The 18264-nt window shown below is 69.0% G+C and carries 17 protein-coding genes and 1 pseudogene; 10 read left to right on the top strand and 8 right to left on the bottom strand.

What is annotated here, in order from left to right:
* The first annotated feature begins 7 nt into the window (after positions 1-7).
* Positions 8-1216: an MFS transporter gene (locus tag ACZ4RZ_RS23545; protein WP_467747250.1), complete on the top strand. Its 1209-nt coding sequence runs from the start codon at positions 8-10 to the stop codon at positions 1214-1216.
* Positions 1217-1318: 102 nt separating this feature from the next.
* Positions 1319-1741, top strand: a complete 423-nt coding sequence (locus ACZ4RZ_RS23540; protein ID WP_467747248.1) for a GlcG/HbpS family heme-binding protein — start codon at positions 1319-1321, stop codon at positions 1739-1741.
* 129 nt (positions 1742-1870) lie between these two features.
* On the opposite strand, the gene ACZ4RZ_RS23535 is transcribed toward ACZ4RZ_RS23540, so the two are convergent.
* Positions 1871-2737 (bottom strand): GNAT family N-acetyltransferase, encoded by an 867-nt coding sequence (locus tag ACZ4RZ_RS23535; protein WP_467747246.1) that lies wholly within the window; start codon positions 2735-2737, stop codon positions 1871-1873.
* Positions 2738-2918: 181 nt separating this feature from the next.
* Between ACZ4RZ_RS23535 and ACZ4RZ_RS23530 the strand changes: the two are divergent.
* Positions 2919-3550: pseudogene (locus ACZ4RZ_RS23530) on the top strand (HAD family hydrolase).
* Between the two features lie 419 nt (positions 3551-3969).
* On the top strand, positions 3970-5601 hold the full coding sequence (locus ACZ4RZ_RS23525; RefSeq protein ID WP_467747244.1) for a globin domain-containing protein: 1632 nt from the start codon (positions 3970-3972) through the stop codon (positions 5599-5601).
* Positions 5602-5643: 42 nt separating this feature from the next.
* Here the strand turns inward: ACZ4RZ_RS23525 and ACZ4RZ_RS23520 are convergent, their stop codons facing one another.
* The 5 genes from ACZ4RZ_RS23520 to ACZ4RZ_RS23500 form a co-directional block, all read right to left on the bottom strand.
* On the bottom strand, positions 5644-6126 hold the full coding sequence (locus tag ACZ4RZ_RS23520) for an NUDIX domain-containing protein (protein ID WP_467747242.1): 483 nt from the start codon (positions 6124-6126) through the stop codon (positions 5644-5646).
* 121 nt (positions 6127-6247) lie between these two features.
* Positions 6248-7153, bottom strand: coding sequence for a LysR family transcriptional regulator (locus ACZ4RZ_RS23515; RefSeq protein ID WP_467747240.1), 906 nt, complete (start codon positions 7151-7153; stop codon positions 6248-6250).
* 249 nt (positions 7154-7402) lie between these two features.
* On the bottom strand, positions 7403-8548 hold the full coding sequence (locus tag ACZ4RZ_RS23510; protein WP_467747238.1) for a cystathionine gamma-lyase: 1146 nt from the start codon (positions 8546-8548) through the stop codon (positions 7403-7405).
* Entirely contained in the window at positions 8545-9036 is a 492-nt protein-coding gene (locus tag ACZ4RZ_RS23505; RefSeq protein WP_467747236.1) for a low molecular weight protein-tyrosine-phosphatase, read from the bottom strand. Before ACZ4RZ_RS23505 ends, ACZ4RZ_RS23510 begins: the two co-directional genes overlap by 4 nt.
* 7 nt (positions 9037-9043) lie before the next feature.
* A complete protein-coding gene (locus tag ACZ4RZ_RS23500) occupies positions 9044-9424 on the bottom strand; it encodes a phage holin family protein (protein ID WP_467747234.1) in 381 nt (126 codons plus the stop codon).
* An 81-nt stretch (positions 9425-9505) separates the two neighbouring features.
* On the opposite strand from ACZ4RZ_RS23500, the gene ACZ4RZ_RS23495 reads away from it, so the two are divergent.
* The 4 genes from ACZ4RZ_RS23495 to ACZ4RZ_RS23480 all read left to right on the top strand — a co-directional run bounded on the left by ACZ4RZ_RS23495 (position 9506) and on the right by ACZ4RZ_RS23480 (position 11911).
* Complete coding sequence (locus tag ACZ4RZ_RS23495) at positions 9506-9823, top strand: cupin domain-containing protein (RefSeq protein WP_189187168.1); 318 nt, start codon at positions 9506-9508, stop codon at positions 9821-9823.
* Between the two features lie 176 nt (positions 9824-9999).
* The gene (locus ACZ4RZ_RS23490) at positions 10000-10212 is read left to right on the top strand and encodes a DUF5326 family protein (RefSeq protein WP_189187169.1); all 213 of its coding nucleotides are present in this window, start codon (positions 10000-10002) and stop codon (positions 10210-10212) included.
* A 436-nt stretch (positions 10213-10648) separates the two neighbouring features.
* A complete protein-coding gene (locus ACZ4RZ_RS23485) occupies positions 10649-11374 on the top strand; it encodes an IclR family transcriptional regulator (RefSeq protein WP_467747233.1) in 726 nt (241 codons plus the stop codon).
* A 99-nt stretch (positions 11375-11473) separates the two neighbouring features.
* Positions 11474-11911, top strand: a complete 438-nt coding sequence (locus ACZ4RZ_RS23480; RefSeq protein WP_467747231.1) for an SsgA family sporulation/cell division regulator — start codon at positions 11474-11476, stop codon at positions 11909-11911.
* Between the two features lie 61 nt (positions 11912-11972).
* On the opposite strand, the gene ACZ4RZ_RS23475 is transcribed toward ACZ4RZ_RS23480, so the two are convergent.
* Positions 11973-13448, bottom strand: a complete 1476-nt coding sequence (locus ACZ4RZ_RS23475) for a YibE/F family protein (RefSeq protein ID WP_467747230.1) — start codon at positions 13446-13448, stop codon at positions 11973-11975.
* Between the two features lie 220 nt (positions 13449-13668).
* On the opposite strand from ACZ4RZ_RS23475, the gene thiC reads away from it, so the two are divergent.
* On the top strand, positions 13669-15498 hold the full coding sequence (gene thiC, locus ACZ4RZ_RS23470) for a phosphomethylpyrimidine synthase ThiC (protein WP_467747228.1): 1830 nt from the start codon (positions 13669-13671) through the stop codon (positions 15496-15498).
* 94 nt (positions 15499-15592) lie between these two features.
* Positions 15593-17071, top strand: a complete 1479-nt coding sequence (locus ACZ4RZ_RS23465) for a VWA domain-containing protein (protein WP_467747227.1) — start codon at positions 15593-15595, stop codon at positions 17069-17071.
* Between the two features lie 216 nt (positions 17072-17287).
* On the opposite strand, the gene ACZ4RZ_RS23460 is transcribed toward ACZ4RZ_RS23465, so the two are convergent.
* Positions 17288-18151, bottom strand: coding sequence for a hypothetical protein (locus tag ACZ4RZ_RS23460; protein WP_467747225.1), 864 nt, complete (start codon positions 18149-18151; stop codon positions 17288-17290).
* Positions 18152-18264: the final 113 nt, after the last annotated feature.

Genomic DNA, 18264 nt, shown 5'->3' with positions numbered 1-18264 from the left:
CCCCACCATGCCTCTCGCGCTTCTGGCCCTCGCGATCGGGGCCTTCGGAATCGGAACCACCGAGTTCGTGATCATGGGTGTGCTGCCCGACGTCGCCGGTGACTTCGGTGTCTCCATCCCCACCGCCGGACTGCTGGTGACCGGCTATGCCCTCGGCGTGGTGATCGGTGCTCCGATCATGACCGCACTCGGCACCAAGGTGTCCCGCAAGCGAATGCTGATGCTGCTGATGGGGCTGTTCGTCCTCGGCAATCTGCTCTCCGCCGTCGCTCCGGTCTTCGGGCTGATGCTGGCAGGCCGAGTGGTCGCCTCCCTCGCCCACGGCGCCTTCTTCGGCATCGGTTCGGTGGTCGCCGCCGAGCTGGTCGCGCCCGAGAAGAAGGCCGGTGCCATCGCCATGATGTTCAGCGGGCTCACCGTCGCCAATGTCGTCGGAGTCCCCCTGGGCACGCTGATCGGGCAGTCCGCGGGCTGGCGCGTCACCTTCGCGGGCGTCGCCGCGCTCGGCCTGATCGGTCTGCTGGGCATCGCCAAGCTGGTACCCGAGCTGCCGAAGCCCGAAGGCGTACACCTCCGCCATGAGCTGGCCGCCTTCAAGAACGTCCAGGTGCTGCTGGCCATGGCGATGACCGTGCTCGGCTTCGGCGGCGTCTTCGCGGCCATCACCTACATCGCGCCGATGATGACGCACGTCGCGGGCTTCGCCGACGGCTCCGTCACCTGGCTGCTGGTCCTCTTCGGTCTCGGCATGGTCGGCGGAAACCTCATCGGAGGCAAGTTCGCCGACCGCGCGCTGATGCCGATGCTGTACGTGGCCCTTGGCGGCCTCGCTGTCGTGCTCGCCCTGTTCACCGTCACCGCGCACAACAAGATCCTTGCGGCGGTCACGATCGCCCTCATCGGCGCTCTGGGCTTCGCCACCGTGCCGCCGCTGCAGAAGCGAGTCCTCGACCAGGCGCACGGCGCCCCCACACTGGCGTCGGCCGTGAACATCGGCGCCTTCAACCTCGGCAACGCCCTCTCGGCCTGGCTCGGCGGCATCGTCATCGCGGCTGGTCTGGGCTACACCGCCCCCAACTGGGTCGGCGTCGTCCTCGCCGCGAGCGCGCTCGTCCTCGCTGTCCTTTCTGCTGCCCTCGAGCGCCGTGCGGACACCCCCAGCACCGTCGTCGTCGGCGGTGCGCCCGTGGAACAGCGAACGGCCGTCCACCACTGACCGGGGTCGAGACGGCGCGGGGCCAGGGCCGTCCCCGCACTGCCTCGACTCGGCACCACCCGCAACCGATTCAGCACGTGCCCCACAAGGAGAAACTCCCTCATGAGCACCACCACCGCCATCGCCCCGCTGACCACCGAGGACGCCGAAGTTCTCGTCACCGCGGCCCGCCGCGCCGCCGAAGCCGCCGGAGTCAGGGTCAGCGTCACCGTCCTCGACGCGGGCGGTCACCTGCTCGCCTTCCGGCGCGACGACCAGGCCGTGCTGATCTCGGGCGAGACCAGCACCCGCAAGGCCTACACGGCGCTCCAGCTGGACTCCGCCACCGCCGACCTCGTCGACGCGGTCCAGCCCGGCGGCCTCTTCCACACTCTGCCCACCGCACTCGACCGGCCTCTGCTGTTCATCGCGGGCGGCATGCCGGTCCACCGCGCCGGCCGCCTGATCGGAGCCATCGGCGTCGGCGGCGGTGCGCCGGACCAGGACCACGGCTTCGCTGCCGCCGCCGTGGAGTCGCTCGCCTGAGTGAACCTCAGTGGAGAAGCGCCGGCCTCTGTGGGGGACCGGTGCTTCGCTACAGGCGCTTACCGGGCGTCTACGGCATCCAGAGGAGCTAGAGGCGTGTGCAGGAGTCGACGTACGTCTACAGCCGTCTCAACCCGCCGCTACAGTCAGCGGAGCGAACCGTCGTGTCCAGTCTCCAGGCAGCTCCGAGATTCCGTACGTCATGACCGAGTTGAAGGCGATGGACGCCAGGCCGCGGTCCTTCAGCCAGGACAGCAGCTCTTCGTGTCGTACGTCGATGTCGGTGCGCAGCAGGCGGTCGGTGTGGGCGGCCAGCGAGGTGATGAGTGCCTTCGCGGTCTCCGTGTCACGGGCGATCAGCGGACCGACGACATGGTTGTCCATGTTGGGCCAGGCGGACGCGTATCCGATGATCCGGCCGTTCTCCTCGGCGACGCGCAGATGGTCGGAGAAGGCGGGCAGCCGCGTGATCATATGGGTGCGGTCGACCCCGAAGATCTCCTCGTCGAGGCGGAGAATGGCGGTGAGGTCTTCCGCGGTGGCCGGGCGGGTGAAGACCTCGTGTTCCGCCCCGCCGGGGACGAAGTGGCCACGGACCATCTCGGCCCGGCCGGTGACCTTGAAGCCCAGTTCCTCGTAGAGCGGGCGGCCGTTCGGAGTCGCGTGCAGGGTCAGCGGGGTGGTCCCCGCCTCCGCGACCACATGGCGCATCAGCCGGCGGCCGATGCCCTGGCGGGCATGCCGCTCGGCGACGAGCACCATGCCGATCGCCCCCAGATCAGGGCGCTCCCGCGGTCCGTACTCGGTCACGACGCAGGCGGTGACGAGACCTCCGTCGGGATCATCGATCCCGTAACCGATTCCCGCCGCGAGGAGCAGACCCCACTTGTGTTCCTCACGGGGCCAGCCCCGATTCTCGGACAAGTCGGCGCAGGCGGTGAGATCGCGAAGCGTCAGACGGCGAATGGGCAGAGCGGCGGGGGAAGGTGTCGACACGCATGTCAGGCTGTCTGACACGTACCCCGGACGTCCACCGGTTTGCGGGCACACGTACGCGCTTTTGGCCCTGTCGTGCACAACCGCACACTGAGCGGACAGATGTTTCACGTGAAACGGCGTGGATTATCCGCTGGGCTCCTCGATGGAGGGACAGCCGGCACCGCTAGCCTCAGCGGACATGGCACGACTTCATCTCTTCGATCTCGACGGGACGTTGCTGTACGGGAGCACCGCACCGGTGGAGATCTCGCGGCAGCTCGGATTGGAAGCCGAGACCGTCGCGCTCGATCAGGCGATCTCCGCGGGGCGCATAGACCCGCCGGAGTACGCCAGGCGGGTGCATGCCCTGTGGGCGGAGCTCACCGAGGCCCATGTGGCGGCCGCTTTCGAGGGGCGCCCTGGATGTCCGGCATCGAGGACGTCTGGGCGGAGATCCGGAGGAACGGCGACTACTGCGCTGTCATCTCGCTGTCACCCTCCTTCTTCGTGGAACGGCTGACGGCGTGGGGAGCGCACGCGGCGCATGGCTCGCGCTTTCCCCTCGTGCCATTCACGGAGGCGGTCGATCCGGCGGGGGTTCTCAGCAGTGCGGCCAAGGTGCAGATCGCGGACCGGCTCTGTGAAGAGTTCGAAGTGAGCCGGGCCGACTGCGTCGCCTATGGCGACTCATTGTCGGACAAGGACCTGTTCGGTGCCGTGCCGGTATCCGTCGCGGTCAATGCGGATCGGCATCTGCAGGGTCTCGCCACCCACGCCTACGTGGGGCGGGATCTGTGGGGCGCCTATGAATTGGTCCGTCGCGCCCGGTAATTGAGGCAATTGATGTATCGGCCCCGCCAATTCGTGGTGACGCGAGGGGGGACTTGTGTGTGCGGCCGCTGCCGGTATGGTCGAGTCCGGTTCGTGTCCGCCGAGATGTGCGCATGTCCCGTGGGGACACGAACGCAGGCCAATGCAGCCTAACGGGACGGAGAGATCGAAGACCCGCATTTTCCGTTATGCGGTCAGGCGTTGGCTCGAGGTGGGATGCTGCGGTGAGACTACTGCGGTCAATGTCACATTCTCGCCTTACTTGTCCGTACGGAGCGGGAATCCGGGTTCAATGTGGCCGCATTGGCCGACGGGGACTGAACGGGGAAGGTAAGCAAGCCGTCTGCGGGGGAAAGCAGGCACTTTCCGACAGCGGGAGTGCGCAGACCGACCGAAAGATGTTCGAGGCGAGGCACACCATGGACGCTCCGACCACCACGTCGGCCGACAGCGGTACTTCCGGCGGCAACGGCGGGGGCGGCTGGTTCACGCCGCGCAAGGATCCGGCGCCTTCCGTCGGGGATCAGGGGTCGGCCGACGGCCGTCGCCTGGCCGCGATGCGTCCGGTCGGACGGCCCGCCACGGGGCAGGAAGCGCCGGAGCAGGGATCGTCGGCGCAGGAACGAATATCCCCGGCCGTGGAAGCGCCACCCACCCCGCATGATCCGGCGCCGACATCCCACGACGCGCCATCGCCTGGGACGCGACACCCCGAGGCGGCGCCGACGGAGATACGGCCCCACGGGCCCGTGCCGACGCAGGCGCGCCTCCACCAGGCACCACAGCCCGAGGCGCGATATCCGGAACCCGAGCCCGCCCACGACGCCCACGACGCCGAACGACTGCAGTCGGGTCCCGAGCGGCACCCGTACGGCTCTCCGCAGCCTGATCCCGGCCCGCAGCCGCGTGTGCCCGCCCAACGGCCCGCTCCAAAGGCGTCCCCCGACGCCGTGCTGATCCGCCGGACCATGGCCGAGGTCGGCCCCGTCGCCGACAAGGTCACCTCCTACTTCTACGCGCTGCTCTTCGTGCGCCACCCGGAACTGCGCCCAATGTTCCCCGTCGCTATGGACACCCAGCGGGACCGGCTGCTCAAGGCGCTGCTGACCGCCGCCGAGCACATCGACAACACCGAGGTCCTCGTCGCGTATCTGCAGAACCTCGGTCGTGGACACCGCAAGTACGGCACGCGGCCCGAGCACTACCCGGCCGTCGGTGAGTGCCTCATCGGCTCGCTCAGCCGGTACGCCTCGACGATCTGGGACGCCGAGATGGAGGCGGCCTGGGTGCGGGCGTACACGACCATCTCCCAGGTCATGATCGACGCGGCGGCCGCCGACGAACTGCGCGCCCCGGCCTGGTGGTACGCCGAGGTGGTCTCGCACGATCTCAGGACCCCGGACGTCGCGGTCATCACCGTCCGCCCCGACCAGCCGTACCCCTTCCTCGCCGGGCAGTACACGAGCCTGGAGACGCCGTGGTGGCCGCGGATCTGGCGGCACTACTCGTTCGCCTCGGCGCCCCGCTCCGACGGGCTGCTGTCGTTCCACGTGAAGGCGGTTCCGGCGGGTTGGGTGTCCAACGCGCTGGTGCACCGTGCCCGGCCCGGCGACATCATCCGGCTCGGACCGCCGGCCGGCTCGATGACCGTGGACCACACCACAGACAGCGGACTGCTCTGTCTGGGCGGCGGCACCGGCATAGCGCCCATCAAGGCCCTGGTCGAGGATGTCGCCGAGCACGGGGAGCGCCGCCCGGTCGAGGTCTTCTACGGTGCTCGCACCGGTCATGACCTGTACGACATCGACACGATGTTGCGGCTCCAGCAGAGCCACCCGTGGCTCGCGGTGCGCCCGGTCGTCGACCAGCAGGCCCATCTCCAGCTGCCGGACGTCGTACGCGAGTACGGGCCGTGGAATGAGTACGACGCGTATCTCTCGGGTCCGCCCGGGATGATCCGCAGCGGCGTGGACGCGCTGAGGGACATTGGCATCCCGTCGGAGCGCATACGCCACGATTCGGTGGAGGAACTCGTCGCTGCCGGGGACTGAGCCGGGACCTTGGCCCCTCGGGACAAGCCGCAGCCGCGCAGGTCAGCCCAGGTCGGGCGCATGCATTGCCCGTACGCCCTCGATGTTCCCGTCGAGGTAGTGCCGCAGTGACAGCGGTACGAGGTGGACGGAGGCGATCCCGACCCGCGTGAACGGCACGCGTACGATCTCGTACTCGCCGCACGGCTGGTCCACCTCGGGACCGTGCCGCAGGGCCGGGTCCATGGACTCAAGGCGGCAGACGAAGAAGTGCTGCACCTTCACGCCGGTCGCGCCGCCGTCGTCACCAATGTGCTCGACGGTGTCGACGAAGCAGGGCACCACATCGGTGATCTTTGCGCCGAGCTCCTCGTGTACTTCACGGTGGAGTGCGTCGACGACAGTCGTGTCCTCCGGTTCGACCCCGCCACCCGGTGTGAGCCAGTAGGGATCGACGCCGGGTTTGGTGCGCTTGATCAAGATCAGGTCGTCGCCATCGAGCAGGATGGCGCGGGCGGTGCGCTTGACCACGGGTCGGACGGTCATGGGAGAAATGTGGCCCGGCTGGTTCCACGTGAAACATCGCAAAGCCCTAAGAGCTTCAGAACGGGCCTCCGTACGGGTCGAGCGCTTCCCGTCCTTGGCTCCAGCGGACGCCTGGGCCGCCTCAGCTCCAATCGGCGGCCGCCCTCAGCAGCCACTCGTGCGCCCGCGCGATATGCGGCATCGCCAGCGTTCCGGTGCGGACCACCAGGAAGTACGTACGCAGGGGAGGGACCGCGGGGTCGAGGAGCGCCACGACGTCGCCGCGCTCCAGGGCGTTGCTGCACAGATACCGGGGCAGCACCGCGAGGCCGGCGCCCGCCGTGGCGCAGGCGAGGACCGCGCGCAGATCGGGGACGACGACGGTGCCCGAGGCGGCCGGGCGGCAGTCGAAGACAGAGGCCCAGTAGCGGGCGACGAGCGGCAGCGTCTCGTGCACCTCGACCACGGGGAGGTTCTCCAGTGCGTGCGCACCCTTGCGGCGCAGCTTGCCCGGGCCGACGGTCGCGGCCCAGCGCGGGGCGGCGACCAGGACGTGCTCTTCGTCGCAGAGCGGAGTCGCGGTGAGCAGCGCACCCCGTGGGCGGGCCGTCGTAATGGCCAGATCATGATGTCCGGCGGCCAGCCCCTCCAGCGTCTCCTCGGCGTTTCCGAAGGAGGCGCGCAGTGCGAAGCCCTGGCCGTCATCGCCCGTCAGCTCCGTCAGCGCGGGCAGGGCCCGTTCGGCGGTGAACTCCGGTGGCCCTGCGAGGTGCAGGGTGCGTAAGGACGAGTCCTCGTCGAGCCCGGCCTCGGCGATCTCCACCAGGGCGTCGAGATGCGGAGCGGCCTTGTGGGCGAGCTCGTCGCCGGTGGTGGTCGGAGTCACCCCGCGGGCTTGGCGCAGAAACAGGGGCCGCCCCAATTGCCGCTCCAGCGTGCGGATCTGCGAGGTGACGGCGGGCTGCGAGAGTCCGAGCAACGCGGCGGCGCGGGTGAAGGAACCGGCCCGGTGCACAGTCACAAAAGTGCGCAGCAAGGCCAAGTCCATGGTGCCCCTCCCCTCTCAGCACCCCCGCGCGAGCCTCAACTATAAATAAGTCGATAGGTCTCTGTCGCTACCGTGATTGGACACTGACACAGAGTCAACTAGCCTTGTCTGCGCGGTTCTTCGCGCGCGGAACCGGGACGGTCCGAGCCACGAGGGGGGAGGCTCGGACCGTCCGTTGTACGTAGTGGGGTACTAAACCGGCGGCGCGGACGCGCGCCGCCGCGTACTCACCGGTCGCTCAGCAGGCATTCACTCCGCGGATTCGTCGAGTGCCCGCAGCACGTCCGCCACCAGGTCCTCAGGATCTTCGGCGCCGGCCGAGAAGCGGATGAAGCCTTCCGATACCGCGTCCCCGCCCCACCGGCCGCGCCGCTCGGCCGTGGACCGCACGCCACCGAAGCTCGTCGCGTCGTCCACCAGGCGCAGCGCGTCGAGGAAACGGTCGGCACGCGCGCGCGTGGGCAAAGTGAAGGACACCACACACCCGAATCGCCGCATCTGCTGCGAAGCGATCTTGTACGAGGGGTCGTCGGTCAGTCCCGGATAGCGCAGTCCGGTGACCTCGGGCCGCTCCCGCAACGCCACGGCGATCGCCAGGGCGTTGGCGGTCTGCCGGTCGGCGCGCAGCTGGAGCGTGGCCAGCGATCGGTGTGCCAGCCAGGCCTCCATGGGGCCGGGGATCGCGCCGACGACCTTCCGCCAGCGCCGGACCGGAGCCATCAGAGCAGCGTCGAGCGCGGTGACGTATCCCAGAAGGATGTCGCCGTGCCCGGTGAGCATCTTGGTGCCGCTGGCCACGGAGAAGTCGGCGCCCAGCTCCAGCGGGCGCTGGCCGAGCGGGGTCGCCAGGGTGTTGTCGACCGCGACGAGGGTGCCCTGCGCGTGTGCCGCCGCGACGAGCCGCCGCAGGTCGCACACGTCGAGGCCCGGGTTCGACGGGGTCTCGATCCACAGCAGCTTCGCGCCGTCGAGCACCTCCAGCTGGGCGTCGCCGCCGGTCGGGGCGGTGCGCACCTCGATGCCGTACGCGGTCAGCTGTTCGCGCACCAGCGGCAGCACCTGATAGCCGTCGTCGGGTAGGACCACGATGTCGCCGGCGCGCAGCTGGGAGAAGAGCACCGCCGAGATCGCGGCCATGCCGGAAGGGAAGGCGAGCGTCTCGACCCCCTCCTGCCCGGGGGCCTCCAGCTCGCCGATGGCACGCTCCAGGAGAGTCCACGTCGGGTTCTCGTCACGGCCGTAGGTGTACGGACCGGTGGGCTCGCCCGGCAGATGGAAGTGCGCGGCGAAGACCGGGCCCGGGAGCGTCGGCTCGTACTTGACGGGTTCGGGCAGTCCGGCCCGCACCGCGCGCGTGCCGTCACCTGTTCCCCTGACGAAATCCCCTGACGTCATGCCGCCCGTCCCTCCACTTGCTCCTGTATTGCGGCGAGCAGTCCGGGGCTCGCCGCTTCCACCATCTCAAGACATTCCTCGAAGCCGTCCATATGTCCGTAATACGGATCGGGGACGTCCAGATCGTCGCCCGCGGCGGGGTCGTACGACCGCAGGAGCCGGACCTTGGCCGCATCCTCCGGAGTGGGTGCGAGGCGGCGCAGCGCCTTCAGATGGCCGGAGTCGAGGGCGATGACGAGGTCGAGGCGGGAGAACCACGAGACCTGGAACTGCCGGGCCGCGTGGTCGCTCTCGTAGCCACTCGCCTCCAGTACGGCGACGGTGCGGGAGTCGGCGCCGTCGCCCTCGTGCCAGCCGCCCGTGCCCGCGCTGTCGACCTCGACCAGGCCGTCGAGCCCGGCCTCTTCTATGTGGGCCCGGAAGACGGACTCGGCCATTGGGGAGCGGCAGATGTTGCCGGTGCAGACGAAGCAGACTCGATAGGGCATCGGGCACTCAGTCCTTGCCGTCGGGCAGCACGACGTTGAGCGCCCAGGACACGATGGAAATGATCAGGCCGCCGAGGACCGCGGTCCAGAAGCCCTCGACGTGGAAGCTCAGGTCGAGCTTGTCGGCCAGCCACGAGGTGAGCAGCAGCATCAGGGCATTGACCACCAGGGTGATCAGGCCGAGCGTGAGAATGAACAGCGGGAAGGTCAGCACCTTCACGATCGGCTTGACCAGGAAGTTCACCAGGCCGAAGACCAGCGCCACGATCAGCAGCGTGCCGACCTTCTTGCCGGTGCTGTCGCCTGTCAGGGTGATCTTGTCGAGCAGCCACACGGCGACGGCCAGGGCCCCCGCGTTGGCGATCGTCTTGACTACGAAATTCTTCATGTGTCTGATCGTGGCAGAAGAGATCGACTGGCGGACCGGGCTGTGGATACAACCTGCGGCCTACGAGAGCGGACGAGGGCGATGAAGGCATTCCGGCTGGACGAACTGGAGGCGGAACGCGCCGCCAACGACGGCGCCTACCTGCAGTTTCTGCGCGAGCGGAACATGTCGGTGGGCCTGTACGCACTCGACGCGGGCGCGCTCGACCCGCAGAAGCCGCACCAGCAGGACGAGGTCTACTTCGTGGTGAGCGGGCGCGCATCGATCACTGTCGGTCTGGAGACCACCCAGGTGGCGCGCGGCAGCGTCGTCTACGTGCCCGCCGGGGTGGCCCACAAGTTCCACCACATCACCGAGGACCTGAGGGTTCTGGTGGTTTTCTCTCCGCCGGAGAGCTGACCTCCGCCTCAGGGTTCCCTAGGGGAACGGTCAGGGGAGGACAAGGGGCGCGAGGCCCCCGCCAGGCCCCCTCTCGGCCCTAGCATCGAATGCAGGACATCAATGCGGGACATCTGAGAACCCGTAATCAGCGCCCCGGACTTGGGGCAACGGGCGGAGAGGTAAGGACGAGGGCGATGCGAGAGATCTTCAACGGTATGCCGTGGTGGGTGAAGTGGGTCGCGGTGCCGGTCATCGCCCTGGTTGTGTTCGGCACGGTGATAGTCAGCGTGCTCAGTGTGGTCATCAGCCTTCTCTTCAAGGCCCTGGTCTTCGTCGCGCTGGTCGGCGGACTGATCTACATCGTGCGGAAGTTCATGTCGAGCTCGTCGTCGCGCAGCGACTGGTGAGGCTTGGCGGAGTGACGGGTGACGGGTGACGGGTGAGGCGCGAGAGGGTGAGCGACCGGTAACGGGCAGGCCGGTAAAGGGAACCTGAGGTTCCCTCGGGCGAGGGAAGTTTCCGGCGAGGCCGTCTGCGAGCGGTGGCGGGCGGTTAAAGTCCGGAATTCGACGCGGGGTCGACCCCCCGCGGGCAGCGCACAGCCCCCTCCCGTGTTCCCCCGCACGGGCGGTCCCCCTCGCGCTTCGGGAGTGCCCCTTGGCCACGGTTGACACCGCACCCGCAGATTCCCCCACTCCACCCGTCCAGCGATCGGGCGTGCCCGCGGGATCATGTGTCCCGCCCAGCCAGCCGCGCTCCACGCCCGGAGAGACATGCGCCCCGCGCACCCCTCCCGCGGAGGCCGCGCCCCTGGAACCGCATGCCACGACCCTGATCGGCTCCGTGCAGCGCGCGATGCGCCTTCTGGAGGCCGTCGCTGCGCGCGAGTACGGCGCCCCCGCCAAGCAGCTCGCCCGGGAGGCCGGGCTCGCGCTGCCGACTGCGTACCACCTGCTGCGCACCCTGGTCCACGAGGGCTATCTGCGCCGCGACAAGGGGATGTTCTTTTTGGGTGAGGCCGCCGAGCGGCTGAGCAGCAGCGGAGCACAGCAGAAACGTCGCAGCACGATGAGCGACGCGCTCGCGCACTGGCGCGATTTGATCGGCGTACCCGTGTACTACGCGATCTATCGCGACGGCGAGATCGAGGTCATGTGCATCGCGGACACTCCGGGCAACCCCGCGGTCGAGGAGTGGGCCGACTTCCGGGAGACCGGGCACGCGCACGCGATCGGCCAGTGCCTGCTGTCCCAGCTGGACGAGAAGGCCCGCCGGGACCACCTCGACCGCTATCCGGTGCAGTCGATCACTCCGTACACGGTGCGTGACAATGACAGCCTGCTGCGGCGCCTGGATCGGACGGGACGGATGGAGCCCGTCATCGAGCGCCAGGAATATGCGCTGGGCACCGTCTGCGCCGCGATCCCCATCACGGCAGGCTCAACTGCCGGGACGATGGCCATTTCGCTGCCCTCTCATCAGGCCGAGCGACTGCTGCCCGCCGCCCGTCAATTGCAGAGCGAGATCGGCAGGTCGCTAGGGACACTCGCGATCTCTATCAGTATCTGAAAACTCACTCCTTGTGATCTCTCGTGCACGTTGAGCAAGATTCCAGCAGTGTCAGGGGGACGATTCCTGGCCAGTCGACGGCAAACGACGGGGTAGGCGATGCGCGAGTCGGTACAGGCAGAGATCATGATGAGCTTTCTCGTGTCGGAGGAGCTGTCCTTCCGCATTCCGGTGGAGCTCCGATACGAGACCTGTGATCCGTACGCCGTGCGGCTGACCTTCCATTTGCCCGGAGACGCGCCTGTGACCTGGGCGTTCGGGCGGGAGTTGCTGATCGACGGCGTGGGCCGGCCGTGCGGTGACGGCGATGTGCACATCGCGCCCGCCGACCCGGAGGCGTTCGGCGAGGTGCTGATCCGGCTTCAGGTGGGCGGCGACCACGCGCTGTTCCGGTCCGGGGCGGCGCCGCTCGTGGCGTTCCTCGACCGCACGGACAAGCTGGTGCCGCTGGGGCAGGAGCGTTCCCTCGCCGACTTCGACACGCACCTCGACGAGGCGCTGGACCGCATTCTGGCGGAGGAGCAGAGCGCGGGCTGACGCACCACCACCCCCAAGGGGAGTAACGCTTCCTCACAAGGGGCGCGGGTGCCGGATTCTCTCAGCGCTTGCGGCGGCGTCCCTTACCGCTGCGTACCGGCGTCCTGGCTTCCGGGGGCTCCACAGGGCCGGCCGCGGTCTCCGTGCGGTCCGCGGCGACCACCAGGGCGGCCAGCGCCGTGGTCACCGGCACCGAGGCGACCAGGCCGATCGAGCCGATCAGGGTGCGCACGATCTCCTCGGCGACCAGCTCGCTGTTGGCGACCGTGCCCACGCTGCTCTGCGCGATCGAGAAGAGCAGCAGCAGCGGCAGCGCGGCGCCCGCGTACGCCAGGACAAGGGTGTTGACGACGGACGCGATGTGGTCGCGGCCGATGCGGATGCCCGCCCGGTACAGGCCACGCCAGCCCATCGTCGGATTCGCCTCGTGCAGCTCCCAGACCGCGGATGTCTGCGTCACCGTCACATCGTCGAGCACACCGAGCGAACCGATGATGACGCCCGCGAGCAGCAGACCGCTCATGTCGATGGACGGATACAGACCGTGGATCAGGCCGGTGTTGTCGTCGGTGTTTCCGGTCAGCGCCGCCCAGCCGATGAAGACGGAGCCGAGCACACCGATCAGCACCAGCGAGAGCAGCGTGCCGACGACCGCCACCGACGTGCGGGCCGAGAGGCCGTGGCACATGTAGAGCGCGATCAGCATGATGGCGCTGGCCCCGACGACCGCCACGATCAGCGGGTCCGAGCCGTGAAGGATCGCGGGCAGGATGAAGAAATTCAGGATCAGGAAGCTGATGGCCAGCGCGATGAGCGCCATGACGCCGCGCATCCGGCCCACCACCACGACGACCAGCGCGAAGATCCCCGCAAGCAGCGCCAGGGGGAACTTCCGGTTCACGTCGGTGACCGAGTACTGCAAGTCCTTGGGCGCGGAGGGCTCGTACGCGACCACGACCTTCTCGCCCTGGTGCAACTGCCGCGACTGGTCCGGCTGGACGATCTCGGTGAACGTACGGCCCTTGTCCTTGCCGGTGTCGATCCGGATCGTCGCCTTCTTGCAGTCGCCCGTCGCCTGCTGCTGCGCGGAGGAGCCCTCGGCGGTGGAGGTGTCACCGGTCGGGGTCTCCCCCGAGGCGTTCACGGACTTGCAGTCCACCTTGTCGACCTTGGTGACCGTCGCCTGCTGGGTCTGCCGGTCGAAGCCGACGCCGGTGCGCTCATGGGACGGGGCGCCGCCGGGCCAGAGCACTACGAGGCCCACGACGACCGCCGTCGCGAAGGGGATCAGTACCGCGGCGATGACCTTGCGCAGGTGCTTGGAGACGGGCGCGGCGGGGCCGTGGCTGTGACTGTGACTGTGTGAGTGGCCGTGCCCGCCGCCAGAGCCATGGCTGCCGCCGGGTCCGGGGCCATGTCCGCCACCGCCCGGTCCAGGTCCGCGGCCGTCGCCGGAGCCATGTCCATGGCCGTCACCGGAGCCGGATCCGCGAGGCGGCTCGGACGGTGGAAACGGGGGCTGCTGCATTGTGGTCACCGACCGATCATCGCAAGAACGAAGGGGGCCCTCTGTTCAGCACGCCAGATATGACGCTAGCGTGGAGGCACCTTTGCACACGCGGGAGCTCGGAGCACCGGGCTGAGAGGGCGCTGACCTTCGTCTTAGCGATGTTTCACATGAAACATCGACGGACGGAAGCCGCTGCGTCGACCGCCGAACCTGTTACCGGGTAATGCCGGCGTAGGGAGTAGGTCTCATGACCAACAAGGACGTACGCACGCCTGCCTCCAGCCAGACGGACGGGGCGCTTGCTCCGGCCGAGAACGGTGGGGCATCCGCCCCGGCCAAGAACGGCGAGGCCGGGAAGTCCATCGGCTGGCACAAGGCGTATGTCGGGGGTTCACGCCCCGATCTACGCGTGCCGGTCCGTCAGGTCCACCTCACCAACGGACAGTCCGTCACGTTGTACGACACCTCCGGCCCGTACACCGATCCGACCGTCGACACCGATGTACGCAGGGGTCTGGCACCGCTGCGCGAGAACTGGATCATCGCCCGTGGCGACACCGAGGAGTACGCGGGCCGTCCGGTCCGCCCCGAGGACGACGGGATCAAGCACACCTCGCCGCGCGGGGGGCTGCGCAACCTCGACGCGGTCTTCCCGGGGCGGCCGCGCCAGCCGCGCCGGGGCCGCCCCGGACAGGCGGTGACGCAGCTCGCGTACGCCCGCCGCGGTGAGATCACGCCTGAGATGGAGTTCGTGGCGGTCCGCGAGAACGTCGACCCCGAGGTCGTACGCGAGGAGATCGCCGCGGGTCGCGCGGTGCTGCCCGCGAACGTCAACCACCCGGAGATCGAGCCGATGATCATCGGCAAGCGGTTCCTGGTGAAGGTCAACGCCAACATCGGCAACTCGGCCGTGACGTCCTCCATCGAGGAGGAGGTCGAGAAGATGACCTGGGCGACCCGCTGGGGCGCCGACACGGTCATGGACCTGTCCACCGGCCGCAACATCCACACCACCCGCGAGTGGGTGCTGCGCAACTCCCCCGTACCCATCGGCACAGTCCCGCTGTACCAGGCGCTGGAGAAGGTCGACGGCCGCGCCGAGGAGCTGACCTGGGAGATCTACAAGGACACGGTCATCGAACAGGCCGAGCAGGGCGTGGACTACATGACGGTCCACGCGGGCGTGCGCCTGCCGTATGTGCCGCTCACCGCGAACCGCAAGACCGGCATCGTCTCGCGCGGCGGCTCGATCATGGCGGCCTGGTGCCTGGCGCACCACAAGGAGTCGTTCCTGTACGAGAACTTCGAGGAGCTCTGCGAGATCCTCGCGGCGTACGACGTCACGTACTCACTCGGCGACGGCCTGCGGCCCGGCTCCATCGCGGACGCCAACGACGCCGCGCAGTTCGCGGAGTTGAGGACGCTCGGGGAACTCAACACGATCGCCAAGCGTTTCAACGTACAGACCATGATCGAAGGCCCGGGACATGTCCCGATGCACAAGATCAAGGAGAACATCGACCTTCAGCAGGAGATCTGCGATGAAGCTCCGTTCTATACGCTCGGCCCGCTGACGACGGACGTCGCGCCGGCGTACGACCACATCACCTCCGGCATCGGTGCCGCGATGATCGCCTGGTGGGGCACGGCCATGCTCTGCTACGTCACGCCCAAGGAGCACTTGGGCCTGCCCAACCGTGACGACGTCAAGACCGGCGTCATCACCTACAAGATCGCCGCCCACGCAGCCGACCTCGCGAAGGGGCACCCGGGTGCGCAGGAGTGGGACGACGCGCTGTCCGACGCCCGCTTCGAGTTCCGGTGGGAGGACCAGTTCAACCTGGCCCTCGACCCGGACACGGCTCGGGAGTTCCACGACGAGACACTGCCGGCCGAGCCCGCCAAGACGGCCCACTTCTGCTCCATGTGTGGGCCGAAGTTCTGCTCGATGAAGATCTCGCAGGACATCCGGCGCGAGCACGGCGGTTCGCAGGTGGAGATCGAGGAGGGCATGGCGCAGAAGTCCAAGGAGTTCGCGGCAGCGGGCAACCGGGTTTATCTGCCGTTGGCGGACTGAGGCGCGCACGCCCGCGTGGTGTCCGGAGCCGTCCGGGGCTCGCGTATGTGCATCGGACGGCTCCAGGGCCGGGTTCTGTCGGCAGACTGGGCGCATGACAGCGACATCCATGAGCAAGGGCGCCAATCTTCCCGTGGCAGCCGAGGCTGTGCAGGCCGTGCTCGGCTGGTCCGGGGGGCCCGGTGCGCCGGACGCCGATGCCTCGGCGCTGCTGCTCGGTGCGGGTGGACGGGTGCGGGACGACGGGGACTTCGTCTTCTACAACCAGCCGCAGCATGCCTCCGGGGCCGTACGGCACCTCGGGAAGCGGCGGGACGGCGGAGCCACGACGGACACGGTCGGAGTGGACCTGCGCGCCCTGGAGCTGGGCATCGAGCGGGTCGTCCTGTGCGCCTCGGCCGACGGCGGCACCTTCGGTGAGATGTCCGGACTGACGCTCACGTTGCTCGACGCCGGGACGCTGCAGGAGCTCGCGCGCTTCGAGATGGAGGCCACGACGGAGACGGCGTTCATCGGTGGTGAGTTGTATCTGCGGGGCGGCCAGTGGAAGTTCCGGGCGGTCGGACAGGGCTACGCATCCGGACTCGCGGGCCTGGCCACCGACTTCGGGATCAGCGTGGACGACGAGGCCGGGGGCTCTGCGTCTGCCTCTGGCTCCGCGTCCGGGACCGGTGCCGCGTCGGCGGTGCCGCCCGCGGTGACGGCCGTGGGCCCACCGGTGGTGCCGTCCGCGGGTCCGCCCGTCGCGCCGCCTGTGGTCCCGCCCGCCGCGCAGGTTCCGTCGGCGCCCCCAGGGCCCGTCCCTCGCCTCACCAAGGGCGAGGAGCAGTTGCCCGTGGACATGCGCAAGCGGCTCTCCCTGCGCAAGGAGCAGGTGGCGGTCAGTCTGCGCAAGCGCGGGGCGGAGGGGGTCACGGCGCGTGTCGTCCTGGTGCTCGATGCCTCCGGGTCGATGTCCTTCCTGTACTCGAAGGGTGTCGTGGCCGACGTGGTGGAGCGGATGGCCGCGGTGGCCGCGCAGTTGGACGACGACGGAGTGATGCAGGCGTGGACGTTCGCGTCCCATGCGGCCCGGCTGCCGGATCTCGGTCTGGGCGAACTGCCCGAGTGGCTGGAGCTCCATGTCCGGGTCGGTGAGCTGAGCCTGTTTCGACGGAGCAAGAAGCCGCGGAAGGGGCTGCGGCCGGGGCAGGTGGACATGCGCGGGGTCGGGATCCAGAACGAGGAGCAGAAGGTGATCGCCGAGGTCCGGACGTATGTGCGTGAGCACCCGGCCGCCGATCCCACCCTGGTGCTGTTCTTCTCCGACGGAGGTGTCTATCGCAACAAGGAGATCGAGAAGGAGCTGCGGGAAGCGGTCGAGGAGCCGATCTTCTGGCAGTTCGTGGGCCTGGGCCGGTCCAACTACGGCGTACTGGAGCGGTTCGACACGCTGCCGGGCCGCCGCGTCGACAACGTCGGATTCTTCGCCGTCGACGACATCAGCAGCGTCCCGGACCCGGAGCTGTACGACCGGCTGCTGTCCGAGTTCCCGGCCTGGACGACCGCGGCCCGGCAACTCGGCATCATCTGACCGAACCTTCCGGGTCGCGCGGCATCCCCCCAGGCCCTGCCGGGCCGGGCATCGGCGGACGGCGCCCGGCCAGGGGGCGTTCGGACGTGCCCTGCCGGAGAGCGTATGGGCGTACGTCACCCACCGGTTCGGGCCCGCGCCCCATCAGCGCGGGCCCCGGTTCCTCCCCGCACCCGGCCGTCACCCCGGACATGAGCCACCCGGTCGGCCCGGGCGTCACTCGGGCTGGTGCTCCGGCCCTCCGAAGTCCGGGCTCGTGAAGTCCGGGCTGGAGAAGCTAGGGCGCGGGCCGGCCGCGGGTCCGCCGTCGGGACTGCTGAACCCCGGCCGGTTGTAGCCGAGTTGCGGGATGCGGCTGGGCGTCGGTGCCGGACGGCCCAGTGCCGCCGAGCCCGGGTCGGCGAGGGCCTCCCGGAGAAACGGCAGGATGCCGCGCTCCAGCAGGGCCTCGCGCCAGGCTTCCCTGGCCCGGGCCACCTGCTCGTTCAGCTCGCCGCGCGCTCCGGCCTGGAGCGAGGACGAGCTGTTGCGCAGTGCGGTCAGCAGCAGTCCGACCGCGGCGACCAGAATCGCGGCCGCCGTGACCGCGCCGAAGACCCATCCGGTGGTGAGGAGGGTTTTGGCGAACGTCTGCTCGGGGTCGAGCATCTTCAGGAGGTAGCCCACGAGCAGGAAGATCGCCGCTGCTGTCCCGGCGAGGACGGGGGCGAGCACCGCGACGACGGCGATGGCGCCGGCCCCGGCAGTCTCGGACACCTCCCCCACGGTGGCGGCGAGTCCCATCGCGGTCGCGCCCGGCTCCGCGGAGCCGGCTTTCTCGCTCACGACCCGGGTGGACGGCGCCGGCTGGCGCAGTTCCTCGCGGACCTTCACGTAATGCTGGTATTCGGTCGCCGCGGCCACCGTGATGAGTGCGGTGGCGTTGAGCGCCATGGTGCGCAGTTGTTCGGGGTTGAGCCGCTGGCCGACAGCGGCGAGTTCCGGGCGGTGTGGTGCGGAGCGCAGCGCCTCATCGAGGATCCGCTCGTAATCCTGGCGGTCCTCGCTCAGCAGGTGCTGCGGAACGCTGTTCATGTGCATCCCCCGATGCTCCGTAGGGCTGGTGGCTCGCACGCTGACGAGCCGTCGGGCAGAAACGGAGGGGAGCCTGCTACGGATAAGCCGATGGTAGAGCGGTGACGGCACGCCGTGAC

The sequence above is a fragment of the Streptomyces sp. NPDC027189 genome, assembly GCF_055566975.1.
This window is presented reverse-complemented; position numbering and strand designations above follow the sequence as displayed.

Excerpts from the sequence above, each read along its gene's own strand:
- ACZ4RZ_RS23545 (WP_467747250.1), top strand. The coding sequence starts at position 8 with ATGCCTCTCGCGCTTCTGGCCCTCGCGATCGGGGCCTTCGGAATCGGA.
- ACZ4RZ_RS23540 (WP_467747248.1), top strand. The coding sequence starts at position 1,319 with ATGAGCACCACCACCGCCATCGCCCCGCTGACCACCGAGGACGCCGAA.
- ACZ4RZ_RS23525 (WP_467747244.1), top strand. The coding sequence starts at position 3,970 with ATGGACGCTCCGACCACCACGTCGGCCGACAGCGGTACTTCCGGCGGC.
- ACZ4RZ_RS23520 (WP_467747242.1), bottom strand. The coding sequence starts at position 6,126 with ATGACCGTCCGACCCGTGGTCAAGCGCACCGCCCGCGCCATCCTGCTC.
- ACZ4RZ_RS23515 (WP_467747240.1), bottom strand. The coding sequence starts at position 7,153 with ATGGACTTGGCCTTGCTGCGCACTTTTGTGACTGTGCACCGGGCCGGT.
- ACZ4RZ_RS23510 (WP_467747238.1), bottom strand. The coding sequence starts at position 8,548 with ATGACGTCAGGGGATTTCGTCAGGGGAACAGGTGACGGCACGCGCGCG.
- ACZ4RZ_RS23505 (WP_467747236.1), bottom strand. The coding sequence starts at position 9,036 with ATGCCCTATCGAGTCTGCTTCGTCTGCACCGGCAACATCTGCCGCTCC.
- ACZ4RZ_RS23500 (WP_467747234.1), bottom strand. The coding sequence starts at position 9,424 with ATGAAGAATTTCGTAGTCAAGACGATCGCCAACGCGGGGGCCCTGGCC.
- ACZ4RZ_RS23495 (WP_189187168.1), top strand. The coding sequence starts at position 9,506 with ATGAAGGCATTCCGGCTGGACGAACTGGAGGCGGAACGCGCCGCCAAC.
- ACZ4RZ_RS23490 (WP_189187169.1), top strand. The coding sequence starts at position 10,000 with ATGCGAGAGATCTTCAACGGTATGCCGTGGTGGGTGAAGTGGGTCGCG.
- ACZ4RZ_RS23480 (WP_467747231.1), top strand. The coding sequence starts at position 11,474 with ATGCGCGAGTCGGTACAGGCAGAGATCATGATGAGCTTTCTCGTGTCG.
- thiC (WP_467747228.1), top strand. The coding sequence starts at position 13,669 with ATGACCAACAAGGACGTACGCACGCCTGCCTCCAGCCAGACGGACGGG.
- ACZ4RZ_RS23465 (WP_467747227.1), top strand. The coding sequence starts at position 15,593 with ATGACAGCGACATCCATGAGCAAGGGCGCCAATCTTCCCGTGGCAGCC.
- ACZ4RZ_RS23460 (WP_467747225.1), bottom strand. The coding sequence starts at position 18,151 with ATGCACATGAACAGCGTTCCGCAGCACCTGCTGAGCGAGGACCGCCAG.